Raw genomic sequence first — 22,941 nt, forward strand, 5'->3', positions numbered from 1 at the left:
TTCTTCTTCATGGCGGCTCTGCCTGACCGCGTCCTGTTCGGCGCCGCGTACTACCACGAGTACCAGCCGTACGAGCGGCCCGCCGAACGCCTCAAGACCGACCTGGACCTGATGGCCGACGCGCATGTCTCCGTCATCCGGGTCGGTGAGTCGGTGTGGTCGACCTGGGAGCCGGAGAACGGGACGTTCGACCTCGACTGGCTCCAGCCCGTCCTGGACGGTGCCCATGAGCGTGGCATCTCCGTCGTGCTCGGCACCCCGACGTACGCCGCGCCGCCGTGGCTGGCCCGCCAGTACCCGGAGATCACCGGCGAGCGGCGCACCGGCGAGCGCATCGGCTGGGGCGCCCGCCAGGAGATCGACTTCACCCACCCGGCCTTCCGCTTCCACGCCGAGCGGGTCATCCGCAAAGTCGTCGCCCGCTACGCCGGCCACCCCGCCGTCATCGGTTTCCAGGTCGACAACGAACCCGGTCTGCACCTCTTCCACAACCACGGCGTCTTCCAGCGCTTCGTGGACCACCTGCGGGAGAAGTACGGCGACGTGGAGACCCTCAACCGTGAATGGGGCCTGGTCTACTGGTCCCACCGGCTGTCGACCTGGGCCGACCTGTGGACGCCGGACGGCAACGAACAGCCGCAGTACGACGTCGCCTGGCGGGAGTTCCAGGCCCAGCAGGTCACCGACTTCATCGGCTGGCAGGCCGACCTCGTCCGCGAGTACGCCGCGCCCGAGCAGTTCGTCACCACCTGCATCTCGTACACCCGCCAGGGGGTCGAGGACGACGAAATGACCGACCGCCTCGACGTCGCCTCCGGCAACCCGTACTACGACATGCAGGACGGCCTGCTCCTCCCGGACCCCACCCCCGACGGCCACGAGCAGAAGTGGAAGACCACCGGCGTGTGGTCGCTGTACCAGACCGCCGACTGGATGTTCTCCTCCCGCCAGGAGCCGTTCCTCGTCACCGAGACCAACGCCGGCTCGATCGGCATGGCCTGGGACAACCGCCCCGGATACGACGGCCAGTGGCGGCAGGCCGCCTGGGCGCTCGTCTCGCGCGGCGCCCGGATGATCGAGTACTGGCACTGGCACACCCTGCACTTCGGCGCCGAGACCTACTGGGGCGGCATCCTCCCCCACACCGGGCAGCCCGGCCGCACGTACGCCGAACTCGCCCGCCTCGGCGCGGAGTTCGAGACGGCCGGCTCCCTCGTCGCCGGACTCGAACCGGACGCCGACATCACGATGGTGTACTCGACGCCGAGCAAGTGGCTCATGCAGAAGTACCCGCCGCTCGCCAAGCCGGACGGCGAGCCCGACCCCACCGCCTACCACCGCATCTTCGACCCCTTCTACCGGGGCGCCTTCGACGCGGGCCGTCAGGTCCGGATCGTGCACGCCCGTCAGCTGCACGACCCGAGCGGAGACCGGGAGGGCCTGTCGCCCGAGGAGGCCGTCCGCCGCCACCCGGTCCTCGTCGTCCCGGCGCTGTACATCGCCGCCGACTCGACCCTCGACTGGCTCGCCGCCTACGCCCACGCCGGCGGCCACCTCGTCCTCGGCCCGCGCACCGGCTACGCCGACCACGAGGCCCGCGCACGCACCGAACGGGCCCCCGGGCGTCTCACCGAGGCCGCGGGCGTCGGCTACGACGAGTTCAGCAACCTCGCGCGGGAGGTGCCGGTGCGACCGGTGCCCGGCGGACCGCTCCACCTCCCGGAGGGCGCCACGGCGACCCGCTGGGCGGACGGCCTGACCACCACCGACGCCGAGGTGCTGGTCACCTACGACCACCCGCACTTCGGGCGCTGGCCCGCCGTCACCACCCGCCGCCACGGCGCGGGCCAGGTCACGTACGTCGGCACGGTCCCCGGCCGCGCTCTCGGCCGGGCGCTGGCCGAGTGGCTGACACCGTCCGCGCGCCACACCTGGCACGACCTCCCGGCGTCCGTGACCGCGACGACCGGCACCTCGCCCGACGGCCGCCGCGTCCACATCGTCCACAACTGGGCCTGGGAGCCCGCTGGCGTCCCTGCTCCGGTGTCCCTGTCCGACGCGCTGACCGGCACGTCCGTCCCGGCGGGAGCGTCGCTGGAACTCGGGCCGTGGGACGTGCGCGTGCTCGTCTCCACCGACACCGAGGTCTGAAGAGACCCGAGCCCCGGACCCCTGAGGCCTGAGGCCTGAGGGCCCCGAGACCCCCGACCGTCCCTGTTCCATCCCCGAAGGAGTGGCTGTGCACAGAAGAAGACTCGGCAGAGCGCTGGGCAGCGTCGTCGGAGCATCGGCGATGCTCGCGATACCGATGACCGCCGCCCAGGCGTACAACCCGACGGGCGGCACCGTGTACCAGCTCGGCAGCGAACCGTGCCTCAAGGGGCGGTTCAACTGCGCGGTCTACCCCAAGTCGGCGCAGCTGCCGAGCGGGCGCCTGGTCGCGTCGTTCGAGAAGTCCACCGTCGTGACGGCGACGGGAAGCGCCGACCGGCAGACCCTCCCGATCCACAAGAGCGACGACGACGGAACGACCTGGCAGCCGCTGTCCGAGGTCAAGGCCCCGGCGTACCTGTCGACGGATCCCCGCTACGCGAAGTACACGAGCAACTGGACGAACCCGTTCCTGTACGTGCTGCCGGAGCGCGTCGGCGATCTGAAGGCGGGCACGCTGCTCCTGGCGAGTGTCGTGTCGGGCGACGACCAGTACTACAAGGAGCACAAGGCGGCCGACCCGAACTGGACGCCGTCCAACGACGGGGACCGCGGCGACATGGCGATCGCCCTGTACTCCAGCACCGACGACGGCGTGACGTGGCAGGTGGTCAACGTCGTCGCGACCGGCGGCTGGCAGGGCGGCAGCGCGGGCGCGGTCGGCCAGAACATCGCGAGCGCGAACAAGCACAAGCAGGTGGATCCCCTCTGGGAGCCGTACCTGATGGTCCGCAAGGGCAAGCTCGTCTGCTACTACTCCGACGAGAACGACTACATCGGCTTCGATCCGGCCACCGGTGTCCCGAAGCTCGACCCGGCGAACGACACCGCCAAGGACTCGCACGGCCAGATCCTGGTCCACAAGACCTGGAACGGCAAGAGCAAGAAGTGGAGTGAGCCCGTCGTCGACATCGCCGGGCTGACGGAGGACATGGGTGGCGGCAAGACGGAGATCGGCGGCGGCCGGCCCGGTATGACGACGATCGTCCCGACGGCGGACGACAAGTGGCTGCTCACCTACGAGTACTGGGCCGGCGGGGCCAACACCCGGTACCGGATCTCGGACGACCCGCTGAAGTTCTTCCGCGGTTCCCCCACCGGCATGGGTGTCGACGCGCTGCCGGTCGTCGCCGGCTCCCGTCCTCTCGCGGCGGGCGGCAGTCCGGTCCTCATCCGGCTCCCCGACGGGCGCCTGGTGTACAACGCCGCCGGCAGCGGCAACGTCTGGGTCAACGACAGCGGACGCACCGACGGTGTGTGGAAGGAGTACCAGACGACGTCGCGGGCCGGTTACAGCCGGAACCTGCAGTACGTGGAGGGCACCGGCCGCATCGTGATCCTCAACAACCAGGGCACGTCGACCATCGCGCACGCCGAGGTCGATCTCGGCGACTCCGAAGGCGTCTACCAGCAGTTGGTGAACCGGAAGACCGGCCAGGTGATCGGCACCGGGAACAACACCACCGACGCGAACATCGGCAACCGGGACACCCCCGACGTCGTCCTCGAAGACGCCGGAGCGGCGGCGGACCCGGACACCCAGTACTGGCATGTCGTCACCAAGTCCGACGGTGGCGTGACGCTGCTCAACAAGTCGGGTGGCCGGGCGGCGGCGATCTGGACGGGCAACGCGACGGCCGGCCAGCGGATCGGCCAGTGGGTCGACGACAGCACCACGGGCACGTGGACCGTCGTCGAGTCCGCGAACGGTCACGTCAAGCTGCGGTCGGTCAAGAACAAGGACCTCTACCTGACCGGTGCGTCCGCCGGGGCATCCCTCACCCTGCAGAACGCCACCACGGACGGCTCCCAGGACTGGAAGCTGGTCCGGTAGCAAGGCCCAGGGCCTGTGAGGAGAGCCGGTTCGGCTCTCCTCACAGGCCGCCCAACCACCTCTGGAACACGAGGAAATCCGTAGTCGTCAGGCCCACTTCGGGTTCGACGCGGTGGAGGAGGGCCCGCCCTCGGTGGTGCCGTGACACCCAGGCGCGATCCAGGCCGGTGATCTCGTCGTCGGCCCAGATGAACGGGCGCCCGGCCGCCGCTCGGACGAGGGCGCGGGTCTTCCAGTGGAGCAGGTCCGCGCCGTACGCGTCGGGCGCCTGAGGCAGGTCCACGACCGGAAGCTCCGGCAGCCCGAGCAGCGGGGCGATCACTTCGTTGGCGTCGTCCATCCATGCGGTGGCCCACATCAGAACGCAGGGCAGAGCCAGCAGGCGCGGCCCGTGGGTGAGGTCGATCTTCGCCAGTTGGGGATTGGACGTGTGCTGCCAGTCGTCCCACTCCCCGGCGGCTGACGGGAGCCGTGCTCCGCCGTAGGGCAGGAGCGTTCCGTCGATGTCCAGGAAGAGCAGCGGGCGCCCCGCGCGATCGGTCATGATCGGCCGCTGTCCGCGGTATCGCCGGTTTCCCGGCGCGGCAGGTCTCCCGGCCGGCATTCGAGCACCTCGCAGAGCGCGGCGAGGGTCGTGAAGCGGACCGCCTTGGCCCGGCCGTTCTTGAGGACCGCCGGGTTGGCGGGGGTGATCCCGACGCGTTCCGCGAGTTCCCCCACGGGCATCTTTCTCCTGGCCGGCGTCACGTCGATGTCGACGGCGATCGGCATCAGATCACCTCGGCCAGTTCTGCACGCATCCGCGTCGCCTCGACGACGCGGGTGACGGCCTGGGCGAGCAGCATCCGCAGGACGAGGACGACGAGCGCCATCCCCGGGACCGCCGCCGCCACCATCGCGCCGATCACCCCGTGCACGTACCGGAGGGCGGCGTGGGAGAAGACCGTGTCGCGCCGGACCATCGTCGCCAGCCTCCTCCCCACACAGACCAGAACGATCTGACCTTGAATTATGCCGTACCGGAATCGGGGACCTCGGATCAGCCGAGAACAGGGCCCTGCACGGTCCCGGCGGGCTCCCGGCCGGGATGTGGCCGTAGTTCGAAGACCTTTGCCCCACAGCCTCCCGCCACGCGCTCACCTTGATGGGCACGACCAAGTCGCCACGGTGTCAGCCGGGTTGTGGTGTCGCGCGTGCGACGATGTTCCGCAGGTCCTGCGTCGCGGCCTGGAAGTCGGCCCGGTCCGCGCTCTCGAAGCGGCGGAAGAACCAGCCCGGCACGCGGGTGTGCCACTGCCGGGACCGGAAGATCACGTCCTGGATCCGGCGGCCGAGGAGCAGCAGGGCGGCCGTATCCGCTGGGCCTCGCTGCCCTCCCAGCGCGCAAGCCACACCGTCAGCCGGGTGTCTCTCCGCTCGCCCAGTCACGGATGAGCCGGATCGTGCGCTCGGTCCGCTCCTCGTGCAGATAGTGACCGGTGTCGGGCCAGTGTTCGACGCGTGAGCCGGGCACCCGCAGTGTGCCGCGCTCCCACTCGGCGGCCTGCTCGGACGTCCACACCGTCAGCGCCGGTTGCGTTCGGTGGCGCAGATGCGCCTCGCTGTGCGGGCGGGCGCCCACCGCGCCGGGGTCGGTGTACATGCCCGCGTAGGCCTGGGCGATGACGTGGTCCGGTGTGCCGAGCACGGTGCGGAGGTGCGCGGTACGCAGGCCGGGCGGGGCCTGCGCGGAGAAGGCGCCGGCCACGAAGGCGGCGGCGGCGCGGCCACCGTGCTCCCGGTACGCGGCGAGGCGGGCGGGGATCGTCGCGACCTCGGCTTCGTGCGCGCCGTGCGCGGGGTCGAGGGCGATGACCGACCGTACGGTCCGCGGGTGGCCGATGGCGAGCAGGTTGACGACCTGGACGCCCATGGAATGGCCTACGGCGACGACCTGCCCGACGCCCAGGGAGTCGATCAGCGCGGCCAGGTCCTCCGCCATCTCCGCCGGGGTGTTGCCCTCGTCCGGTACCTCGGAGCGGCCGTGGCCGCGCAGGTCGGGGACGAGGACGCGGAACCGGTCGGCCAGTGCCTCGGCGTGCGGCGACCACTCCCGTCCGTCGCCGCCCCAGCCGTGCACCAGCAGCAGTGCGGGGGCGTCGTCCGGACCGAGGGAGGTGCAGAAGAGGTGGATGCGGCCGAGGTCGAGGAGTGTCATGAGTGGGCGTCCGGGATGGTGCGGTAGGTGGCGTGGGCGAAGTCCGCGTGCACGCCGGAGCCGTCGAGGTCCTGCACCCAGAGTCCCAGCATCGCACCGGTGAAGCCCAGGACCCTCAGCTGTCCCTCGTGGAACTCGTCGGCGTGCTCGTCCGACAGGACGGTCGCGTCGAGGACCGGCCCCGCCGCCGCCTGAGCGCCCTCGCCGCCGGTACCGTACGAGAACTGCAGGTGGGGACCGTCGAGTTCGGCGCGCAGGACGACCGGGTGACCGGGTTCGAGGGGGATCCGGGGCGGGTGCGCGGTGAGCTTTCCGGCCTCGCAGCTCAGGGCCCGCAGCACCGGGGAGCCGTCGTCCTCGGCCGTGACGTACAGGTAGTGCCAGTTGCGGGTGTTGTAGTAGGCCGTCAGCCCGGCCATGTGGTCGCAGGAGCCCGGCGCGAAGGTCAGTTCCGTCTCGAACGAGCAGCGCCGCGCCGTCACCCGCCGTGCGACCAGGCTGGGTGTCCGGCGCCCCACCGGGGACTGGCCGCCCCGGATGCGGAGCCGCCCGGACATCGGCTCCACCCACTCCGGGCCGGCCGGGCGGCGCAGGGTGGACCAGTCGGGGCCGAGCGTGGGGGCGTCGAAGTGGTCCGTGGCGGGCGGCTCGGGCACGGGGGCCGGCGGGAGGCCCGGCGCGGGAACCGTGACCGCGGGGACCCCGCCCGCGATGCGCGGCCAGCCGTCCTCGGTCCAGGTCACGGGTTGCAGGGCGGTCTCGCGGCCCAGTACGCACCGGCCGCGCTCGCCGTAGGGGCGGGCGGTGATGTGCGCGGCGTACCACTGGCCGTCCCGGGTCTCGACCAGCGAGCAGTGCCCGGCCTTCTGGAGTTCCAGGGTCGGATCGTGCCGGGAGGTGAGCAGAGGTCCGGCGGGGTCGGGCTCGTACGGCCCGGACAGATCGCGGGAGCGGGCGACCGCCGCCCCGTGTTCGTAGCCGGTGCCGCCCTCGGCGTGGACGAGGTAGTACCAGCCGTTCCGGTGGTGGAGGTGCGGGCCCTCGGCGACCCCGGCGGCGGTGCCCACGGAGATCGTCCGGGGTAGGCCGAGCAGCTTGCGTGCCGTGCGGTCGTATTCCTGGAGTTCGATCCCGGCGAACGACTCCCGCTCCGGCCGCCAGTCGAAGCGCATGTTGACCAGCCAACTGCGTCCGGTGCCTTCGCGGTCGTGGAACAGGGACACGTCGAAGCCCCGGCCGTGCAGCGGCACCGGGTCCGACCACGGCCCCTCGATCGACGGGGCGGTGATGACGTGATTCGGGAGGTCCTTCCAGCCCTCCGCGTAGGTGTCGACCACAGTGAAGACGAGGTGGAACAGGCCGTCGGCGTACGAGAGTCCGGGCGCCCAGATGCCGCCGGAGTCGGGGACGCCCGTCAGGTCGAGCAAGCGCCGGCTGTCCAGGACCCCGCCCAGCGACCGCCAGTTCACCAGGTCCCGGGAGTGGTGGAGGCGAACACCCGGGTACCACTCGAAGGTGGAGGTGGCGATGTAGAAGTCGTCGCCGACCCGCAGGATCACGGGGTCGGGTTCGAATCCGCGCAGGACGGGGTTGTGGATCACGAAGAACTCCGTGGTGAGGAATCAGAGGGTGAACAGCAGGGTGCCGAAACCCGGGTGGTCGCACTGGTTGGGAGCGCCCTCCGGCCGGAGCCCGCTCGCCACCTGGGCGGTGTACGGGGCGGACTTGCCGGCGCGCTTCACGTAGTGGTTGTAGGCGATCTCGTAGATGTTGCGGTACGTGCCGCGCCCGTCGGTGGAGATGCTCGACCAGTGCCAGTCGCAGCGCCCGAACGTGGCGTCGTAGGGGACGGTGTTGCCGAGGTTGTACTTCGCCGTGTACTCGTAGCCGGACAGCAGCAGGGAGTCGGACGCGCCGAACAGGTCGAGGCCCTGGATCCAGCCGGTCTGGCAGATCTCGGCAAGTGAGCCGAGGATCAGCTGGGCGTATCCCTGGGTGCGGCCGGACTCGCAGCACTGGCCGGTGCCGGACTGGATCAGCTTGGTCAGGCCGCAGCAACTGTGCGTCATGAAGGCGTTGTACGCGTTGTCGAAGAGGGCGAGATTGTTGCAGGCCACCGCGATCTGCATCATGCCCTTGAGGCCCATCAGGCCGTAGGCGCCGTCGCCGTAGACGTTGATGAGCGGGACGAAGACGTTCTCGAACATGGCGACCGTGTCGGCGAGTTCGGCAGCCGTCCAGCTGCCCGCCGGTCCGGTGTAGTGCATGATCTCGACGGCGGCGGCGAGTTTGGCGCCGTAGATCCCGGCGGCGAGTTCGGCGTCCTTGCCGTTGATCTCCTGGAGGGCGTTGGTCCAGGACCTGATGATGGTCAGGGCCTTGGTGGCGTGCGCGGTGTCGCGAGTCAGGTACCACATGAGGGCGTTCTGGTAGGCGGCGTTGCAGTCGTACCAGAGTTCCGCGTTGCCGGAATCGCCGGCGGGGTCGCGGGTGACCGTGGCCCGGCCGCCCGCCACGGTGTACGTGGAGCGGGAGAAGAAGTCGTCCTTGAAGACGTTGTACCCGCCCAGCCAGGGCTCGGCGCCGGCCGCGACCTTGGCGCGCATCCGGTCGAGGTCGGCTCGGCTGTGCAGTACGCCGGGGTGGGTCAGGGTGGTCAGGCCGGAGGTGACGGCGGCGGCCTGGTTCGCCCCGGCGAGGGACGCTCCGGCGAAGCCGGCCGTGCCGGCGCCGACGGCGGTGATCTGGAGGAAGCGGCGGCGGTTGGGTGCGCCGGGTGTCGTGGAAGGTCGCGGCTCTGTCATGGGCTGTCTGTCCTCTTTCACTCGACGTTGAGTGCGGGAAGCGGAGGAGAGCGACGTGGAGTGCGGGGATGGGGAAGAGGGCGGGGAGCCGGTGCGGTCCCCCGTACCGCACCGGCCCCCCTGGCCGGTCAGCGGCCCCGGTGGAGCACCAGGGTGCTGAGGGGGCCGAGCTTCGGCCGTTGCCCGGCGCCGATCGTCCTGCCTGTGGCGAGGTCGCGGGCCGGGCCGAACTGTTGCCGGGCCGGCAGGGTGAACGTCTGGTCGGTGGTGGTGTTCATGGCGATCAGGTAGTCGCCGTACTCGCAGAGGTAGAACGGCGCGCGGCCGACGAGCATGGTCTCCACGCCGTCGAAGTGGACGCCGAGGGTGGGGTCGGGGATGTCGTCGGGGACCCGGGCGAGGTGGTAGACGTCGCCCTCCTGCGACTGGTGGAGGGGGTCGCCCGGCGGCGGGAAGCCGCCCGGCGGGAGGTGGCCGGCCCCGGGGTCGTTGATGGCGTAGTCCCACAGGATCCAGTCGCGGGCCGTGAACGTCTCGTCGGTGGTGCCGGCGGAGCGCTGACGGACGGTCGCGGAGCGCTGGTCGACGGGCGTGAGGTGGTGGACGCGGGCGTAGTCGTTGACGCCCTGGCGGGACCGCCAGTAGAGGGAGGCGAAGAGCAGTTCCTCACCGTTCTTGACGGCCAGACAGCCGTTCTCCTCGTCGGCGAAGACGAAGTCGGGCCGCTCCCAGGCGGTGGGGATGCGGGCGGGGCGGTTCGCGAGGGCCTGGAAGGCGTCCCAGTCGCGGGACACCAGGCGCAGCGCGGCGAGGCCGACGCGGGTCCAGGTGTGGTTGATGAGCAGATCGAGCTGGCGGTAGAACTGGCCGTCGTCCACCATCTCCTGGGTCCAGCCGACGATGTCGGGGTCGTTGAAGACGGCGGCGGACATCACGGGGTTGGAGTCCCAGGCGGTGCGGGAGGCGTAGGCGATCTCGCCGGGGTAGACCTCGTTGCGCCAGCCGATGACGGTCTCGATCCGGGACACGCGGGCGCCTGTCTCGTCGACGTCGACGACGCGGAACCGGCCGCGCGCCTTGATGATCTTGATCATCTGTTCGCGCAGTTCGGGCGCCTCCTGGGCGTCGTGGCCGCGGGTGACGGACTCGTACATCATGACCAGCCAGTCGATGACCTCACCGTAGCTGCCCACATAGCCCAACTCGCGGGTCAGGCCCGCCTTGGTGACCTGGTGGTAGGTCTCGCCGAGCGGCTTGGTCGGGTTGCCGTCCTTGTCCTCGCGGCCGAGGTAGGGCTTCATGCCGAGCGACTGGTACATGTAGTCGCGGGCCCTGTCCTCCGGCAGTGCGAGGTCCGGGTCGAGGAGCCTCAGGCCCCGGTTGGCCTGGTAGAGGCCGATGGCGCAGATCTGGGACTGGTTGGTGTAGTGCGGGAAGTGCTGCCGCCAGTAGTCCCGGCTCGACTTGAGCATGTCGGTGTACGCGGCGCGGCGCACCGGCTGTTCGGCGGTGCCGGCGCTCTTCGGCGGGGTGACGGTCAGGTCGTCGAACCAGGCGGTGCCGGGGCCGGACAGCCGCAGATGGAACTCCACCTGGGTGGCGCCGGACGGGGTCTCCAGGTCGATCGAGACCTGCTCCCAGCCGTGGGTGCCGGTGGCGGCGAACTTCCGGTGGTCGCTGCCGACGAGCGTGCCGTCCTTGTCGAAGAACAGCGGGTCGATGTGGGCGCCCGTGCCGGTGACGGCGTCCGTCCTGATCCACGCACTGTAGGTGTACGTACCTTCGCCGACCTGGAACTTCGCCGTGTTGAAGGCGGTGACGAAGCCGTTCGACGCGGTGGCCGCCAGCTTCAGCGAGGCGGAGCCGGCGCGGGAGACGTCCGTGACCCGGGACCAGGTGGCGTCGGCCGTCCTGCCCCAGCTGGGCACGGTCCAGCCCAGGGGCACGGTGGCGGTGCCCTGTTCGAAGCCCGGGTTGCGTAGCTCGGCCGGCCCGATCAGTTCGACGGAGTCGAACCAGGCGGTGCCGGGGCCGGACAGCCGCAGGTGCATCTCCACCTGGGTGGCGCCGGACGGGGTCTCCAGGTCGATGGAGACGTACTCCCAGCCGTGGGTGCCGGTGGTCGCGAACTTCTTGTGGCCGCTGCCGACGAGCTTGCCGTCGGCGTCGTAGAACAGCGGGTCGATGTGCGCGCCGGTCCCGGTGACGCCCTCGGTCCGGATCCAGGCCGCGTAGGTGTAAGTACCCTTTCCTATACGGGTCTTGGGGCTGGAGTAGGTGTACATGTTGCCGCCGGCGGCGGGCACCTGGAGCTTCAGCGAGGCGGAGCCGGCGCGGGAGACCGTGGTGTCCCGCGACCAGGTGGCGCCGGAGGTCTGCCCCCAGCCGGGTGCCTGCCACCCCATGGGGGTCTCGTCGCCCTCCTCGAAGTCCGGGTTGGTGATCTCGTACGGGGAGCCGGTGACCCGCTGGTCCAGGCGGTCGCCGAGGTGTTCCCACAGGAGGGCCAGCGTCAGGCCGACGCGGCCGAAGCCCTGCCACTGCTGGTCGGAGCCGGTGAGGACCGAGGCGTCGGACTTCCAGGCCGTGTAGCGGCCGTCGATGGCCCGCAGGACACGGTCCAGGGCGGCCGGTTTCTGGTGGGCGGGACTGCCGGACCAGAGGTAGCCCTCGGCGAGGGTCTGGAACGCGAAGGCGTCCATGCCGGCCGGGTTCGCGGTGGTGAGGTAGAACTTCTGGTCCTTCGCGACGCGCCGGCGCACGGCCTCCAGCACCTCGGCGTCCTCGACCGCGCGCGGCTCGAACTCCGGTGCGGGACCTTGCGGTTCGCCCTTCGGTGGTACGAAGTACGGCTCGGTGTGGGTGTAGACGCGGTAGATGCCGCGCGACGGCGTCGTCATCGTCCGGTACAGCTGCTCGGGGTTCTGGCCGTACGACCAGATGCGCCCCATGGCACGGATCTCCAGCGTCACCTGCTTCTTGCCGGACGTCGTGCTCTCCGGCAGCGGCAGCGTGTGGAAGAAGAAGCGGCCCGGGGTGCGGGGCGCGGTGTCCAGGATGTCGAGGCTGTCGACGGCGCCCTCGTCCTGGTGGCCGACCTGGAGGCCGTCGACGAAGAGCTGCAGCCGCCACATGTTCGTGCCGGAGCCGGCCTGTCCGGAGGTGTCGTCGTGGTCGTCGCCCCACAGGCGCACCGTGACATAGGTGGTGTCGGCCGGGCTGACGGCGACGTCGAACTTGAGCGTGCCGCCCCAGTAGCTCGCCGGTGCGGTGGGGTTGAGGACGCGGGCGCTCTGGCCGAGGCCGCCGGTGACGGTGTCGGAGAGGGTGGCGGTGAGGCCGTGCGCGGCCTCCGAGTCGGCGTCGCCGAAGACAACGATGTCCAGGGGCTTGCTGACGGCCTTCTCGGACGCCGCTGACGCGTCGGGCCCGGTGAGGGGTGCCGCGGCGGCGGGCCGGGAGGTCAGCAGGCCCAGGCCTGCGGCGACGACACCGGTCGTCCCGGCGTACTTGAGCACTTCACGTCTTCTGGGAGCGTTGGACACGGCTCTGATCCTTCTTACTTGAGGCTGCCCATGAGAATTCCGCTGCGCCAGTACTTCTGGAGCGTGAACATGAAGATCGCGAGCGGAACGATCGACAGCAGGGATCCGGTGAGGACGAGGGTGTTCATGTCGCGTGCGGTCTGCGCCTGCTGGAGCCATGAGTAGAGGCCCAGGGTGACGGGGAAGGTGCGCTCGCCGTTGAGCATGAACAGGGGGAGGAAGAAGTTGTTCCAGATGTTGATGAACTCGAGCATGAAGATGGTGATGCCGCCGGTGCTCATCAGCCGCAGCGCGACCGCGTAGAAGATCCGCAGCTCACCGGCGCCGTCGATGCGGGCCGCCTCCATCAGCTCGGTGGGCACCGAGGTGTCGGCGTACACCTTGCCGAGGTAGACCCCGAACGGGTTGATGAAGTACGGGATGAGCACCGACCAGATGGTGTTGGTGAGCCCGATCTCGGAGAACACCAGGTACAGCGGAAAGGCCAGCAGGGTACTCGGCAGCAGCGAGGCGCCGACGATGACGGCGAAGAGCGCGCCCCGGCCGCGGAAGTCGAACTTCGACAGGCCGTACCCGGCGGCGAGCGAGACAAGGGTGGAACCCGCCGCGCCGAGGGTGGAGTAGAGGACGGAGTTGCCCAGCCAGCGGACGAACACCCCGTCGTGGTAGGTCCAGATGTCCTGGAGGTTGTCGCCGAGGTGGTTGGAGGAGAACCACAGCCCGAAGGTGGAGTAGAGGTCGGTCTGGTCCTTGGTCGCGGAGACGATCAGGAACCAGGTCGGGGCGAGCGAGTAGAGCAGGAAGACCACCAGCAGACCGGTGGTGAGCACCACCGCGCGGCGGGAGGGGCGTACGCCGCCCCCGGAGGCAACACCGCTCATGACATCTTCCTGTTCGTGGCGCGGTAGAAGACGAAGGCGAGGATGCCGGTGACGACGGCCAGCACCAGGGACTCGGCGGCGGCGTACTGGTAGTCGCCGACCTTGAAGGCCTTGTCGTAGATCTCCATCATCGGTGTGAAGTCGGTGTTGATGGACTCCGGTGCGATCTGCCGCATGATCAGCGGCTCACCGAACAGCTGGAGCCGGCTGATCAGGGAGAACATGCCGGTCAGCACCAGGATCCCGGTGATGTTGGGCACCTTGATCGACCAGGCGATCCGCCACTCCCGCGCCCCGTCCAGCCGCGCGGCCTCGTACAGCTCGCGGGGCAGTGCCTGCAGCGAGGCGGAGATCAGGATCATGTTGAAGCCGATCCCCTGCCAGGTGAGCAGATTGCCCAGCGAGAGGTAGGTGTTGAGGCCGCCGAAGAACGTGATCTCCGTGCCGGCGCGTTCCGCGATGTCCAGCAGCGGGCTGCCCGTCGGGCTGTAGAGGAACAGCCACATGAGGGTGGAGACCACGGCGGGGATGACGTACGGGATGAGCAGCGCGGCGCGGAAGAAGCGCACCGCGCGGGCCGCCACTCCGTCGAGCAGGAGGGCCAGCAGCAGGGCGATGCCCAGCATCACCGTGATCTGCGCCGCGCCGAACAGCAGGGTGCGCCCCATGCTCGCCCAGAAGGCACTGTCACCGAGGACCGAGGCGAAGTTGGCGAAGCCGGTGTAGACGACCCGTGTCGGGCCGAAGCCGAGGCCGCTGCTCTTCTTCTCGTGCAGGCTCTGGCTGAAGGCGTAACCGATCGGGACGACATAGGTGGCGAGGAAGCCCAGCAGGAAGGGGAGCATGAACAGCAGCCCCTTGTAGGCTCCCCGCCTCCCCGCCCGGCGGGGGGAGGGCCGCCGGGCCGGGGAGTCGGTCGCGGCCTTCGCCGGTCGCGTCAGGGTGGACACGGGTGTCTCCAATGTCTCCGGGTGAGGGTGGGTCGGCTGTCGCTCGGCAGGGCGCGTCCGCGCCGCTCCCGGCGGGAGGGGTCAGCTGCCCGCGACCGCCTTGACGCCCTTGCCGTTGAGGTCGTCGACGGTCCACTTCTCGATGCTGGTGAGCATCTCCTCGACCGTGATCTCCTTCTTCATGACCTTGCCCCACTGCTTCTGCATCTCGGAGTACATGGCCGCGTAGTTCGGGCCGTACTGCCACTGGTCGCCGACCCGGGAGGCGGCGTCGGTGATCACCTTCGCGCTGTCCGACTTCCCGTTGAACATCTCGGTGGGGATGATCTTGTCGACGTACGGGGTGACGTCCGGGACCGCCGGGAAGAGGCCGGACTTGGAGGCGGGGTCGGTGAGCGTGGTCAGCGACTCCTTGCCGCTGGACAGCCAGGCGGCGAACTCGGCGGCGCGGTCCGGGTACGCGCAGCCCTTGAGTACGGCCAGGACGTCGAAGTTGCTCGAGGTCCGCGGCTCGGCGGTGTCGAAGACCGGAGCGTCGGCCAACTGCCACTTGCCCTGCGACTTGGGGAAGTTGGTGCTGTAGATCGGCAGTTGCCAGGTCGAGGTCGTCATCGCGATGGTCGTGCCGAGGTCCCAGGTCTTGAACACACCGGGGTCGGCGTAGGAGGCGCCGGAGGCGAGGTCGTTGTCGACCAGCCGCTGGACGACGTCACCGGCCCTCAGCGCCTCGGGCGAGGTGAAGTCCACGACCCAGTGGTCGCCGTCCACCTTGTACCACTGGGCACCCGCCTGCCAGGACAGGTCGACCAGCGTGCTCGGGTCCTCACCCGCCATGTTGAAGATCTTGACCTTCTTGTTCTCCTTCTGCGCCTTCTCGCCGGCCGCGATCAGGTCGTCCCAGGTCTTCGGCGCCTCGATGCCGTACTTCTCGAACAGGTCGGCACGGTAGGCGGTGAACAGCGGCGAGGAGCCCATCGGGATGCCGAAGGTGGTGCCGCCCGGGCTGACCGCGTTCCACGCGGCGGCCGTGTACTTGTCCTTGTACGGCCCGGCGACCTTGCTGACATCGGTGAGCAGGCCGTCCGCGGCGAAGTTCGCCAGGTTCATCCCGTCCATCTTCGACAGACAGGGGGCGGTGCCGGCGTTCACCGCGGCGCGCAGCTTCTGGTAGGCCGTCTCACCCGCGGGGTTGACGAACTTGACCTGTGTATCGGGGTGCTCCTTGTTCCACACCTTGGTCTGGGCCTCGATGCCGTCGGTCCAGCTCCAGAACTCCAGGGTGACCTTGCCCTTGGTGGCCTCGGTGGCGGAGTCGGATTCGGAGTCGCCGCCCCCGCAGGCGGCCAGCAGGAGGGACAGGGATGCCGCGGCAGCCGCTGCGGCGAGGGCTCTGGCACGGAACTGGGACATCGGTCCTCCACGGACGGACAGGACGGCGCTTGGGGTGGGGGAACCGGCGCGGTCAGCGGTGAGGCAGGGAAGGCAGGAACGCGGTGGCGCTTCCCGAGGAGTAGTAACCGGTTGTTGTGGGACCGTAGGGCGTGAGTGGCCGAAACCACAAGAGGGCCAGGCCGGATTGTTTCGTCGAACTTTCAACAGCATTGCCGACGGACTGATTCGACCTGCATTTTTCCTGTCGATATCACTTTGGGTGAGCAGTGATCCCGATCGAGCGACGCCCCTTGTTGAACATTGACCTAAGGGCTGATGGCTCTTTAGCGTGGTAACCGTTTACTCCAGCGAGGTCGTCTCCGGCCTCTCCCCGCCCCCGTGCCCAAGCAGGAGCGCCATGTCCACGCAACCGCTTCCATCTGCCGTGTTCGCCATGGACCCGGCGCATCTGCCGGAGCTGTTCCCGTCGCCCCTCATGACGCGGCTGCGGCGGCTCGTGACGATCGACCCCGCTCTCGTCGTCCGGGATTTCACCGATCCGGCGGCCGCACGGGCCCTGGCGCGGGCCGAGGTTCTGATCACCGGCTGGGGCTGCCCGCACGTCGGCGCGGACGCGCTGGCCGCGGCGCCCCGGCTGCGGACCGTGCTGCACGCCGCCGGCAGTGTGCGCAGCCTGATCGGCGAGGCCGTCTGGGAGCGGGGACTCACCGTCTCCAGCGCCGTCCGGGCCAACGCGCTCCCCGTGGCCGAGTACACGCTCGCCGCGATCCTGTTCGCCGGCAAGGACGCCTTCGGGCTCCGGGAGCGCTTCCGGGCCGAGCACTCCTACCCGGCACCGGACGAGTACGCGGCCGTCGGCAACCTGGGCCGACGGGTCGGGATCATCGGCGCGTCACGTGTGGGCCGCCGGGTGCTGGAGCTGCTACGACCGTTCGACCTCGCGGTCGGCCTGTACGACCCTTACGTGGACGAGGCCGGGGCGAAGGCGCTCGGCGCGGTGTCACTGTCCCTGGACGAACTGCTGCGCGCGAGCGACGTCGTCAGTGTGCACGCACCCGACATCCCGGAGACCTACCGGATGCTGAGCCGCGAACGACTGGCGCTGATCCCCGACGGCGGCGTACTGATCAACACCTCGCGCGGTGCCCTCGTGGACCCCGGGGCCCTCACCGACGAGCTGGTCGGCGGCCGGATCAGCGCGGTGCTCGATGTCACCGAACCGGAGCCACTGCCCGCAGACTCCCCGCTCTACCGCCTGCCCAACGTCTTCCTCACCCCGCACATCGCGGGTTCCCTCGGCAACGAGCTGGCCCGGCTCGGCGGCACCGTCGTGGAAGAACTCGAACGGCTCGCCGCCGGGCTGCCGCTCTCGCACGGCGTCCGCCGGGGGGAACTCGCGATCAGCGCGTAAAACGCCTGCCCGGCCGCTTCCGGCCGGGCAGGCGAGCCAGGCAGGCGAGCCGGGAATGGCGAACGTCGGCCGACGTCCGGCACGATCTCGCCGCCGACCCGCCGGTCCCTCTGAGGTGGAGGGCGTCGGGCGGCGTCGGCCAGGGGCAGCCAACGATCGACGGGAACCGTGACCCTGCTCGCGTCGGCGAGGGCGGCGAGCGTTGCGAGGGCCTCGGGGACGGGCTGGGTCCACACCTGGCGTCCGCCGCCGAGCCGGGTGACCTCGGGGTCGACGATCGGGGCGACCCGGGAGGGGCCCTTCAGCAGTTCCTGGGAGACGGCGACGGCGTCACCTGACGGTCCTGGTCCCGGCGCGCAACGAGGAGGCGGGGATCGGGTCCACCATCCGCTCCCTGCTCACCTCCACCGATCCGCGGCTGCGGATACTGGTGATCGACGGCGGGTGGACGGACCGGACTGCCACCACGGCCGAAGGTGTCGGTGACCACCGTTCTGACGAGCGGCTACTCGGGCAGCGGCCTGTCCTGAACGACGTTCTTCATGACGAGGGTGGAGGTCAGGCGCTGGACGCCGGGCAGCCGGGCGAGCTGCTGGTCGTAGAGCTGCTGGAAGGCCGTCAGGTCGGTGGTGGCGACGCGCAGGAGGTAGTCGGGTTCGCCGAAGAGACGCTGGGCCTGGATGACGTGCGGGATGTCGGCGACAGCCTCTTCGAAGACGGCGACGGTGTCGGGGGTCTCCCAGCGCAGGGTGGCGAAGACGAGGGCTTCGAACTTCAGACCGACGGCGACCGGATCCACTACCGCCCGGTAGCCGCGAATCGCACCCTCGCGTTCGAGGTCGCGCAGGCGACGGTGGCAGGGCGAGACGCTGAGCCGCACGCGAGCGGCCAGCTCGGTGACCGTGAGACGGCCGTCCAGTTGCAGCTCAGTAAGAATCTTCCGGTCCAGGGCATCCATGGAGAAGATTCTCCCTCACATAGGACGATCATGGAGTAAAGAAGCAAACATCTTTGGCCATATCCGGCCTAGTCTTCCCTCCTCGGGCGAGAAGCACGAGAGGGAACGATCGATGGAAACGACGACGCTGGCGGCCTTCCTGGCAGTGGACCTGTTGCTGGTATTCACCCCCGGCGCGGACTGGGCCTACGCGATCTCGGCCGGGTTGCGGGAACGCTCGGTCATACCCGCCGTCACTGGACTGGTCGCCGGACACGCGGCCTACGCGCTGGTGGCCGTCGCGGGCCTGGCGGTGATCGTGGCGAGCTTCCCGGCCGCAATCACCGCCCTGACGGTGGCGGGCGGCGGCTACCTGCTCTGGCTGGGCTGGGGTGTTCTGAGGCGGTCGGCCGTGCCGGCGACCGCTGGAGAGAAGACGACCGCTGGAGAGAACACGGACACCTCCCGGGTGCGGGTCATGCTCAAGGGGGCCGGGATCAGCGGCCTGAACCCGAAGGCTCTGCTGCTGTACTTCTCGCTGTTCCCGCAGTTCATTGACACCGTCGGCGGCTGGCCGGTCGCCGCGCAGACCGGGCTCCTCAGCATGCTGCACCTGACCGCGTGCGCCGTCGTCTACTTCATCGTCGGCGTCCTGGCCCGCACGGTCCTGAGGACCCGGCCCTCGGCCGCCCGGGGCGTCACCCGCATCAGCGGTGCTCTCATGATCGCCATCGGCGGGTTCCTGCTGGTGGAACGCCTGACCGGCTGAGGAACCCGTCCGCTCCACCCGACACGGACTTGAAAGAGAGCATGTACATGGAAGGCCAGACGCAGCAGGAACAGGCGAGCCCCACGGTCCTCGAGCGCGTCCGGGACAGCTTCGACCACCAGGGCCTCATGACCCACCTCGGCGCGCGCCTCGCCCACATCGGATGTGGCCGCGTACACATCGTGCTCCCGGCCCGCCCTGAGGTGACCCAGCAGCACGGCTACGTCCACGCAGGCGCCACCAGCGCCATCGCGGACAGCGCAGGCGGCTACGCGGCGCTCACGCTGGCCGACGAGGACTCCGAGGTCCTCACCGTCGAGTACAAGATCAACCTCCTCGCGCCCGCCGTCGGCGACCACCTCGAAGCGATCGGCATCGTCCTGAAGCCCGGACGCACCCTGACCGTGTGCCAACTGGAGGTGTACGGCGTCCGGGCCGACGGCGAGCGGAAGCTCGTCGCCCATGGCCAGCAGACCCTTATCCGCGTCAAAAGGCCCGTCGAGTGAACCCGCAGTCATCTCTGCCGGCCTGGCGGACGTGGTGGCGACGCCCCTTCCCCAACGCCAACACCTTGATGCCGCACGGAACGCGAACAGCCCTGATCGACACCGGGTTCGCCAGGCACGCCGAGGAGAGCTCCGCTTGGGCCCGCGCGCTCGCCGGGAGCGTCGACCTGGTCGTGAACACCCACTGGCACTCCGACCATGTCGGCGGCAACGCCCTCCTCCAGGCCCCGGGCGTGGCCATCACGGCCGCCACCACGTCGCCGCCGACGAGCCACCGCACGGCCCCTTCGACCTCGTCCACGCCCGACTGGCCCTCGTCCACGTCGCCGACCGCGAGCGGGCCCTGCGGGTGATGCCGGATGCCCTGTGCCCGGCGGGTGGATCCTGCCGGCGGACGCCGACCCCGCGCTCCAGCCCCTGATCTGCCCCGACGAGTCCGGCCCTCAGCAGGGGCCGGCCAACAAGCTCCGCGGTCGGCCAACAAGCTCCGCCACGGCCGCCGCCTCCCATACCTGTCGCGCGAGGCGGGCCTGACCAACGTCCGGGCGGGCGCCTGCTTCCCCGTCACGGGCGCGGCCCGCGCGGCGCTGGAGACGGCCACCGTGCGACAGATACTCGACCGTTCGGTAACCAGGGGCTACGCGACACCGACGGAGATCTACACCCACCTCACCAACATCGCGGCGGTGGCCTGGACCTGACGACCTTCCCGATGATCTCGGCCTGGGGACGAAGCCGCGCGCCGCCTGGGTACCGGCGCCCTCGGAGTTGAGTAGGAGCACTCAGGCTTCGCGCGGCGTGCGCGCCGACGATGGGGGTCTACCTCGTCAAGCCCGGGAGATCCCATGTTCAGCCGCCTCGCCGACGTCCTGGTGCCCGCCGTCGGACATCTCACGGTGACCGTCGACGCCGGATCCGCGGTGGCGCCGGGCAGCATCATCGCCGCCAACCACACCTCGCTCGCCGATCCCGCCATCGTGCTCGCCGCGCTGCACCGCCTCGGTGTCCAGCCGGTCGCCATGGGCGCCGCAGGCCTGTGGCGGATCCCCCTGCTCGGCCGTGCGCTCGCCCGCGACGGGTACGTCCCCGTGTACCGCGGAGACCCGCGTGCCGCCGACGCGCTCGACCTCGCCGCCGCCGCACTGGCGAAGGGCCGGACCGTCCTGATCTACGCCGAGGGCGGGATTCCGCTGCGCAAGGACTCCGCCGAAGCCGCGCCCGGTGCGTTCCGCAGCGGTCTGGCCCGGCTCGCCGAACGCACCGGCGCGCCCGTCGTCCCGGTCGGCCAGGCCGGGGCACGCCGGGTCACCTCGGGAGGCACGGCCAAGCAACTCGCGGGGCTGGTCACCGCCCCGCTGCGCCGCCCCGATCTGCACGTCCACGTCGGAGCACCGCTCACCCTGACCGGCGACCACACCGCGAACACGCGGCAGGCGCATGCGGCCGTGACAGCCGCCTGGCGCACGGCCGCCGCGCACCTGGGCGAACCGGCCGCGCTCGCCGCGTAACCACGGGCGCCGGGCGGCGTCATGACGGCCGGGTCCGGCTACCCGAGCGCGGCCACGCCTCCTTCCAGCCACACCCGCAGGTGAGAGGGGCGCACGGCATCCATGTGCACGGTGTTCACGGCTGTGGTGGTGCGGCGGGCACCGGCCTCCGGCTCACCGGTGTTCGTGTTGACGTCGAAGCGGGGGAAGTTGCTGGAGGAGACGTCGAGCCGGATGCGGTGGCCGGCGGCGAAGCGGTTCGCCGTGTCGGGGGCGGTGATCTCCACCTCGTAGATTTCACCCGGGACGAGCGGCTCCGGCTCCTCGTAGGAGCGGTGGAAGCGGCAGCGGACGATGCCGTCGGTGAGGTTCATCGCGAAGCCGTGCGGATAGTCGGCGTTGGGCGGGTGGACGTCGATCAGTTTGATGGTGAAGTCGGTGTCGGGGGCCGTGGTGGAGATGTGGAGCCTCGCCGACACCGGGCCGGCCAGCACCACGTCACGCTCCAGCGGCGGGGTGCTCAGGCTGATCACGTCCGGGCGGGCGTCCAGCGGCAGGTACGGCTCACGGGCCCCGTACACACGGGCGTCCGGGGCGTTCTGGTCGTACGCCCCGCCCGTCATCACCGGCTCGCCCGAGGTGACCTGGCCTCCCATCGTGGGCACCGGCTGCCGCGGGTCGAAGTCGTAGGTCACCGACGCGGCGGCCGTGGAGGGCGGGGTCGTGGTGAGGGCTCCGTCGGTCGTGAGGTACAGCGCGACGAGGGCCGTCGACGCCGGCGGCCACCGTGTGTCGGTGCGCCATGCGCCGCCGTGCCGCATCCGCCCCGCCGCGTCCCGTCGCCCGTCACCGCCGCCCATCAGGAAGTACTGGACGACGGGGAGGTCCGCTCCGCTCTCGGGATTGCCCCGCCCCAGCGCCCGGTCGAACCAGCGGCGGCGGAACTCCAGATACGACGGGGCCAGATTGCCGTCCAGGGTCGCCCGTGGGCCGAAGTCCACATCTCCGGCGTACGTCTCGCAGCGGTGCCCGTGGGTCCACGGGCCCATGACCAGGTAGGAAGGCGCCGACTTCAGTTCCCTCAGGGCGGTGAAGTTCTCGATGGTGGAGCGGACATAGGGGTCGTACCAGCTGCCCATGTGCAGGCTCGGCGCGTCCGGGAAGCGCTCGTAGAAGCCCCGCCCGTAGAGGGCCGGGTTGCGGTAGTAGTCGCCGAAAGAGTCCTGCCGCCACTGCTCCAAGAGGTAGTCCTCGTACGCCGACAGGTGCCGCAGCGGGGTGCAGCCCGGCCGCCACGGCATCGCGCCGAACCAACCCGGCACGTCCACCCGCAGCAGTTGCTCGGCCAGTACCGGATCCGCCGCCGCCTCCGGGCTGTGCCGTGCGTGCCGCAGGGCCCAGGTCACCTGTTTCAGTTCGAAGGCGCCGCCCATCCGCATGCCCGCGTCGTACGCGCTGGAGAGGCCGCCCGAGTCCTGGAACATGGCGGCCGGCCCCGGTGCCCCCTCGGCGGCGGCCGCCGCCTGGGCGTGGGCGGAGTAGGACACCCCCGTCATCACGACCCGGCCGTCGCACCACGGCTGGTCCCTCAGCCAGGCGATCGTGTCCGCGCCGTCCGGCCCCTCGCCGAGGTACTTCACGAACGTGCCCCCGGAGTCGCCGCGGCCCCGGCAGTCCTGTCGTACGACGTGGTAGCGGGCCTCGGTGAAGTGCCGTGCGATGTCCTCGGGCCGCGGGACGGGCGCGTCGGCGCGGTCCTGGTCCGAATCACGTCGTGTGCGCCGGCCGTACGGAGTGCGTTCGAGGAGGACGGGAAGCACCGGCAGCGCCGTCGCCTCCGGCTCGGCGGAGGCGGAGTACAGGTCGGCGACGAGACGGACGCCGTCCCGCATGGGGACGCGCAGGGTGCGGCGCCACAGGGCGCCGCCCTGGAGGGGTTCGGGGCGGTGGGCGAGGGAGGTGTCGTACCAGGTCACTCCCGTGACGCTAGGCAGTGGCCCCCGCCATGGCGATCACT

The 22,941-nt window shown here is 70.3% G+C and carries 19 protein-coding genes and 3 pseudogenes; 9 read left to right on the forward strand and 13 right to left on the reverse strand.

Features of this window, described 5'->3' with window-relative positions:
- The first annotated feature begins 9 nt into the window (after positions 1 to 9).
- Positions 10 to 2,151 (forward strand): beta-galactosidase, encoded by a 2,142-nt coding sequence (locus OG622_RS05435; RefSeq protein ID WP_371573813.1) that lies wholly within the window; start codon positions 10 to 12, stop codon positions 2,149 to 2,151.
- Positions 2,152 to 2,293: 142 nt separating this feature from the next.
- A complete protein-coding gene (locus OG622_RS05440; protein ID WP_371584009.1) occupies positions 2,294 to 4,045 on the forward strand; it encodes an RICIN domain-containing protein in 1,752 nt (583 codons plus the stop codon).
- Positions 4,046 to 4,085: 40 nt separating this feature from the next.
- Here OG622_RS05440 and OG622_RS05445 read toward each other — a convergent pair whose 3' ends face one another.
- The 11 genes and pseudogenes from OG622_RS05445 to OG622_RS05495 all read right to left on the reverse strand — a co-directional run bounded on the left by OG622_RS05445 (position 4,086) and on the right by OG622_RS05495 (position 15,832).
- Entirely contained in the window at positions 4,086 to 4,589 is a 504-nt protein-coding gene (locus tag OG622_RS05445; RefSeq protein WP_371573814.1) for a hypothetical protein, read from the reverse strand.
- Complete coding sequence (locus OG622_RS05450) at positions 4,586 to 4,816, reverse strand: helix-turn-helix domain-containing protein (RefSeq protein ID WP_371573816.1); 231 nt, start codon at positions 4,814 to 4,816, stop codon at positions 4,586 to 4,588. The genes OG622_RS05445 and OG622_RS05450 overlap by 4 nt, the downstream gene beginning before the upstream one ends.
- Positions 4,816 to 5,061: pseudogene (locus tag OG622_RS05455) on the reverse strand (DUF2975 domain-containing protein); the annotation flags it as partial. The gene OG622_RS05450 and the pseudogene OG622_RS05455, both read right to left, overlap by 1 nt.
- A 154-nt stretch (positions 5,062 to 5,215) precedes the next feature.
- Complete coding sequence (locus OG622_RS05460; protein ID WP_371573818.1) at positions 5,216 to 5,437, reverse strand: S-4TM family putative pore-forming effector; 222 nt, start codon at positions 5,435 to 5,437, stop codon at positions 5,216 to 5,218.
- Positions 5,438 to 5,441: 4 nt separating this feature from the next.
- The gene (locus OG622_RS05465; RefSeq protein ID WP_371573820.1) at positions 5,442 to 6,242 is read right to left on the reverse strand and encodes an alpha/beta fold hydrolase; all 801 of its coding nucleotides are present in this window, start codon (positions 6,240 to 6,242) and stop codon (positions 5,442 to 5,444) included.
- Positions 6,239 to 7,843, reverse strand: a complete 1,605-nt coding sequence (locus OG622_RS05470) for a glycoside hydrolase family 43 protein (protein WP_371573822.1) — start codon at positions 7,841 to 7,843, stop codon at positions 6,239 to 6,241. The genes OG622_RS05465 and OG622_RS05470 overlap by 4 nt, the downstream gene beginning before the upstream one ends.
- Before the next feature lie 21 nt (positions 7,844 to 7,864).
- Positions 7,865 to 9,046, reverse strand: a complete 1,182-nt coding sequence (locus OG622_RS05475; protein WP_371573824.1) for an alginate lyase family protein — start codon at positions 9,044 to 9,046, stop codon at positions 7,865 to 7,867.
- A gap of 128 nt (positions 9,047 to 9,174) precedes the next feature.
- On the reverse strand, positions 9,175 to 12,591 hold the full coding sequence (locus OG622_RS05480) for a Tat pathway signal sequence domain protein (RefSeq protein WP_371573827.1): 3,417 nt from the start codon (positions 12,589 to 12,591) through the stop codon (positions 9,175 to 9,177).
- A 14-nt stretch (positions 12,592 to 12,605) separates the two neighbouring features.
- Positions 12,606 to 13,472 carry a carbohydrate ABC transporter permease gene (locus OG622_RS05485; RefSeq protein ID WP_371573829.1) on the reverse strand — a complete coding sequence of 289 codons (867 nt, stop codon included), beginning with the start codon at positions 13,470 to 13,472 and terminating at the stop codon, positions 12,606 to 12,608.
- On the reverse strand, positions 13,469 to 14,422 hold the full coding sequence (locus tag OG622_RS05490; protein ID WP_371573831.1) for a carbohydrate ABC transporter permease: 954 nt from the start codon (positions 14,420 to 14,422) through the stop codon (positions 13,469 to 13,471). The genes OG622_RS05485 and OG622_RS05490 overlap by 4 nt, the downstream gene beginning before the upstream one ends.
- Positions 14,423 to 14,503: 81 nt before the next feature.
- Complete coding sequence (locus tag OG622_RS05495; RefSeq protein WP_371573833.1) at positions 14,504 to 15,832, reverse strand: ABC transporter substrate-binding protein; 1,329 nt, start codon at positions 15,830 to 15,832, stop codon at positions 14,504 to 14,506.
- A 379-nt stretch (positions 15,833 to 16,211) separates the two neighbouring features.
- On the opposite strand from OG622_RS05495, the gene OG622_RS05500 reads away from it, so the two are divergent.
- Positions 16,212 to 17,225 (forward strand): hydroxyacid dehydrogenase, encoded by a 1,014-nt coding sequence (locus tag OG622_RS05500; protein ID WP_371573835.1) that lies wholly within the window; start codon positions 16,212 to 16,214, stop codon positions 17,223 to 17,225.
- A gap of 343 nt (positions 17,226 to 17,568) precedes the next feature.
- Positions 17,569 to 17,694 (forward strand): annotated as a pseudogene (locus OG622_RS05505) (glycosyltransferase); the annotation flags it as partial.
- A 36-nt stretch (positions 17,695 to 17,730) separates the two neighbouring features.
- On the opposite strand, the gene OG622_RS05510 reads toward OG622_RS05505, so the two are convergent.
- Positions 17,731 to 18,183, reverse strand: a complete 453-nt coding sequence (locus OG622_RS05510; RefSeq protein WP_371573837.1) for an Lrp/AsnC family transcriptional regulator — start codon at positions 18,181 to 18,183, stop codon at positions 17,731 to 17,733.
- Between the two features lie 112 nt (positions 18,184 to 18,295).
- Here OG622_RS05510 and OG622_RS05515 point away from each other — a divergent pair, with 112 nt between their 5' ends.
- From OG622_RS05515 to OG622_RS05535, 5 genes and pseudogenes are all read left to right on the forward strand, one after another.
- Positions 18,296 to 18,931 (forward strand): LysE family translocator, encoded by a 636-nt coding sequence (locus OG622_RS05515; protein ID WP_371573839.1) that lies wholly within the window; start codon positions 18,296 to 18,298, stop codon positions 18,929 to 18,931.
- Positions 18,932 to 18,978: 47 nt separating this feature from the next.
- The gene (locus tag OG622_RS05520; RefSeq protein ID WP_371573841.1) at positions 18,979 to 19,437 is read left to right on the forward strand and encodes a PaaI family thioesterase; all 459 of its coding nucleotides are present in this window, start codon (positions 18,979 to 18,981) and stop codon (positions 19,435 to 19,437) included.
- Positions 19,438 to 19,505: 68 nt separating this feature from the next.
- Positions 19,506 to 19,790: an MBL fold metallo-hydrolase gene (locus tag OG622_RS05525; protein ID WP_371584010.1), complete on the forward strand. Its 285-nt coding sequence runs from the start codon at positions 19,506 to 19,508 to the stop codon at positions 19,788 to 19,790.
- Positions 19,688 to 20,209 (forward strand): annotated as a pseudogene (locus tag OG622_RS05530) (SAM-dependent methyltransferase); the annotation flags it as partial. The gene OG622_RS05525 and the pseudogene OG622_RS05530, both read left to right, overlap by 103 nt.
- A gap of 73 nt (positions 20,210 to 20,282) precedes the next feature.
- The gene (locus OG622_RS05535) at positions 20,283 to 20,945 is read left to right on the forward strand and encodes a lysophospholipid acyltransferase family protein (RefSeq protein ID WP_371573843.1); all 663 of its coding nucleotides are present in this window, start codon (positions 20,283 to 20,285) and stop codon (positions 20,943 to 20,945) included.
- 38 nt (positions 20,946 to 20,983) lie between these two features.
- Here the strand turns inward: OG622_RS05535 and OG622_RS05540 are convergent, their stop codons facing one another.
- On the reverse strand, positions 20,984 to 22,900 hold the full coding sequence (locus OG622_RS05540; protein WP_371573845.1) for a CocE/NonD family hydrolase: 1,917 nt from the start codon (positions 22,898 to 22,900) through the stop codon (positions 20,984 to 20,986).
- Between the last annotated feature and the right edge of the window lie 41 nt (positions 22,901 to 22,941).

The sequence above is a fragment of the Streptomyces sp. NBC_01314 genome (genome assembly GCF_041435215.1).
In the GTDB taxonomy this organism is placed as follows: Bacteria; Actinomycetota; Actinomycetes; order Streptomycetales; family Streptomycetaceae; genus Streptomyces.

Excerpts from the sequence above, each read along its gene's own strand:
- OG622_RS05520 (WP_371573841.1), top strand. The coding sequence starts at position 18,979 with ATGGAAGGCCAGACGCAGCAGGAACAGGCGAGCCCCACGGTCCTCGAG.
- OG622_RS05475 (WP_371573824.1), bottom strand. The coding sequence starts at position 9,046 with ATGACAGAGCCGCGACCTTCCACGACACCCGGCGCACCCAACCGCCGC.
- OG622_RS05495 (WP_371573833.1), bottom strand. The coding sequence starts at position 15,832 with ATGTCCCAGTTCCGTGCCAGAGCCCTCGCCGCAGCGGCTGCCGCGGCA.
- OG622_RS05515 (WP_371573839.1), top strand. The coding sequence starts at position 18,296 with ATGGAAACGACGACGCTGGCGGCCTTCCTGGCAGTGGACCTGTTGCTG.
- OG622_RS05435 (WP_371573813.1), top strand. The coding sequence starts at position 10 with ATGGCGGCTCTGCCTGACCGCGTCCTGTTCGGCGCCGCGTACTACCAC.
- OG622_RS05525 (WP_371584010.1), top strand. The coding sequence starts at position 19,506 with ATGCCGCACGGAACGCGAACAGCCCTGATCGACACCGGGTTCGCCAGG.
- OG622_RS05445 (WP_371573814.1), bottom strand. The coding sequence starts at position 4,589 with ATGACCGATCGCGCGGGGCGCCCGCTGCTCTTCCTGGACATCGACGGA.
- OG622_RS05485 (WP_371573829.1), bottom strand. The coding sequence starts at position 13,472 with ATGAGCGGTGTTGCCTCCGGGGGCGGCGTACGCCCCTCCCGCCGCGCG.
- OG622_RS05450 (WP_371573816.1), bottom strand. The coding sequence starts at position 4,816 with ATGCCGATCGCCGTCGACATCGACGTGACGCCGGCCAGGAGAAAGATG.
- OG622_RS05440 (WP_371584009.1), top strand. The coding sequence starts at position 2,294 with ATGCTCGCGATACCGATGACCGCCGCCCAGGCGTACAACCCGACGGGC.
- OG622_RS05500 (WP_371573835.1), top strand. The coding sequence starts at position 16,212 with ATGTCCACGCAACCGCTTCCATCTGCCGTGTTCGCCATGGACCCGGCG.
- OG622_RS05535 (WP_371573843.1), top strand. The coding sequence starts at position 20,283 with ATGTTCAGCCGCCTCGCCGACGTCCTGGTGCCCGCCGTCGGACATCTC.
- OG622_RS05465 (WP_371573820.1), bottom strand. The coding sequence starts at position 6,242 with ATGACACTCCTCGACCTCGGCCGCATCCACCTCTTCTGCACCTCCCTC.
- OG622_RS05510 (WP_371573837.1), bottom strand. The coding sequence starts at position 18,183 with ATGGATGCCCTGGACCGGAAGATTCTTACTGAGCTGCAACTGGACGGC.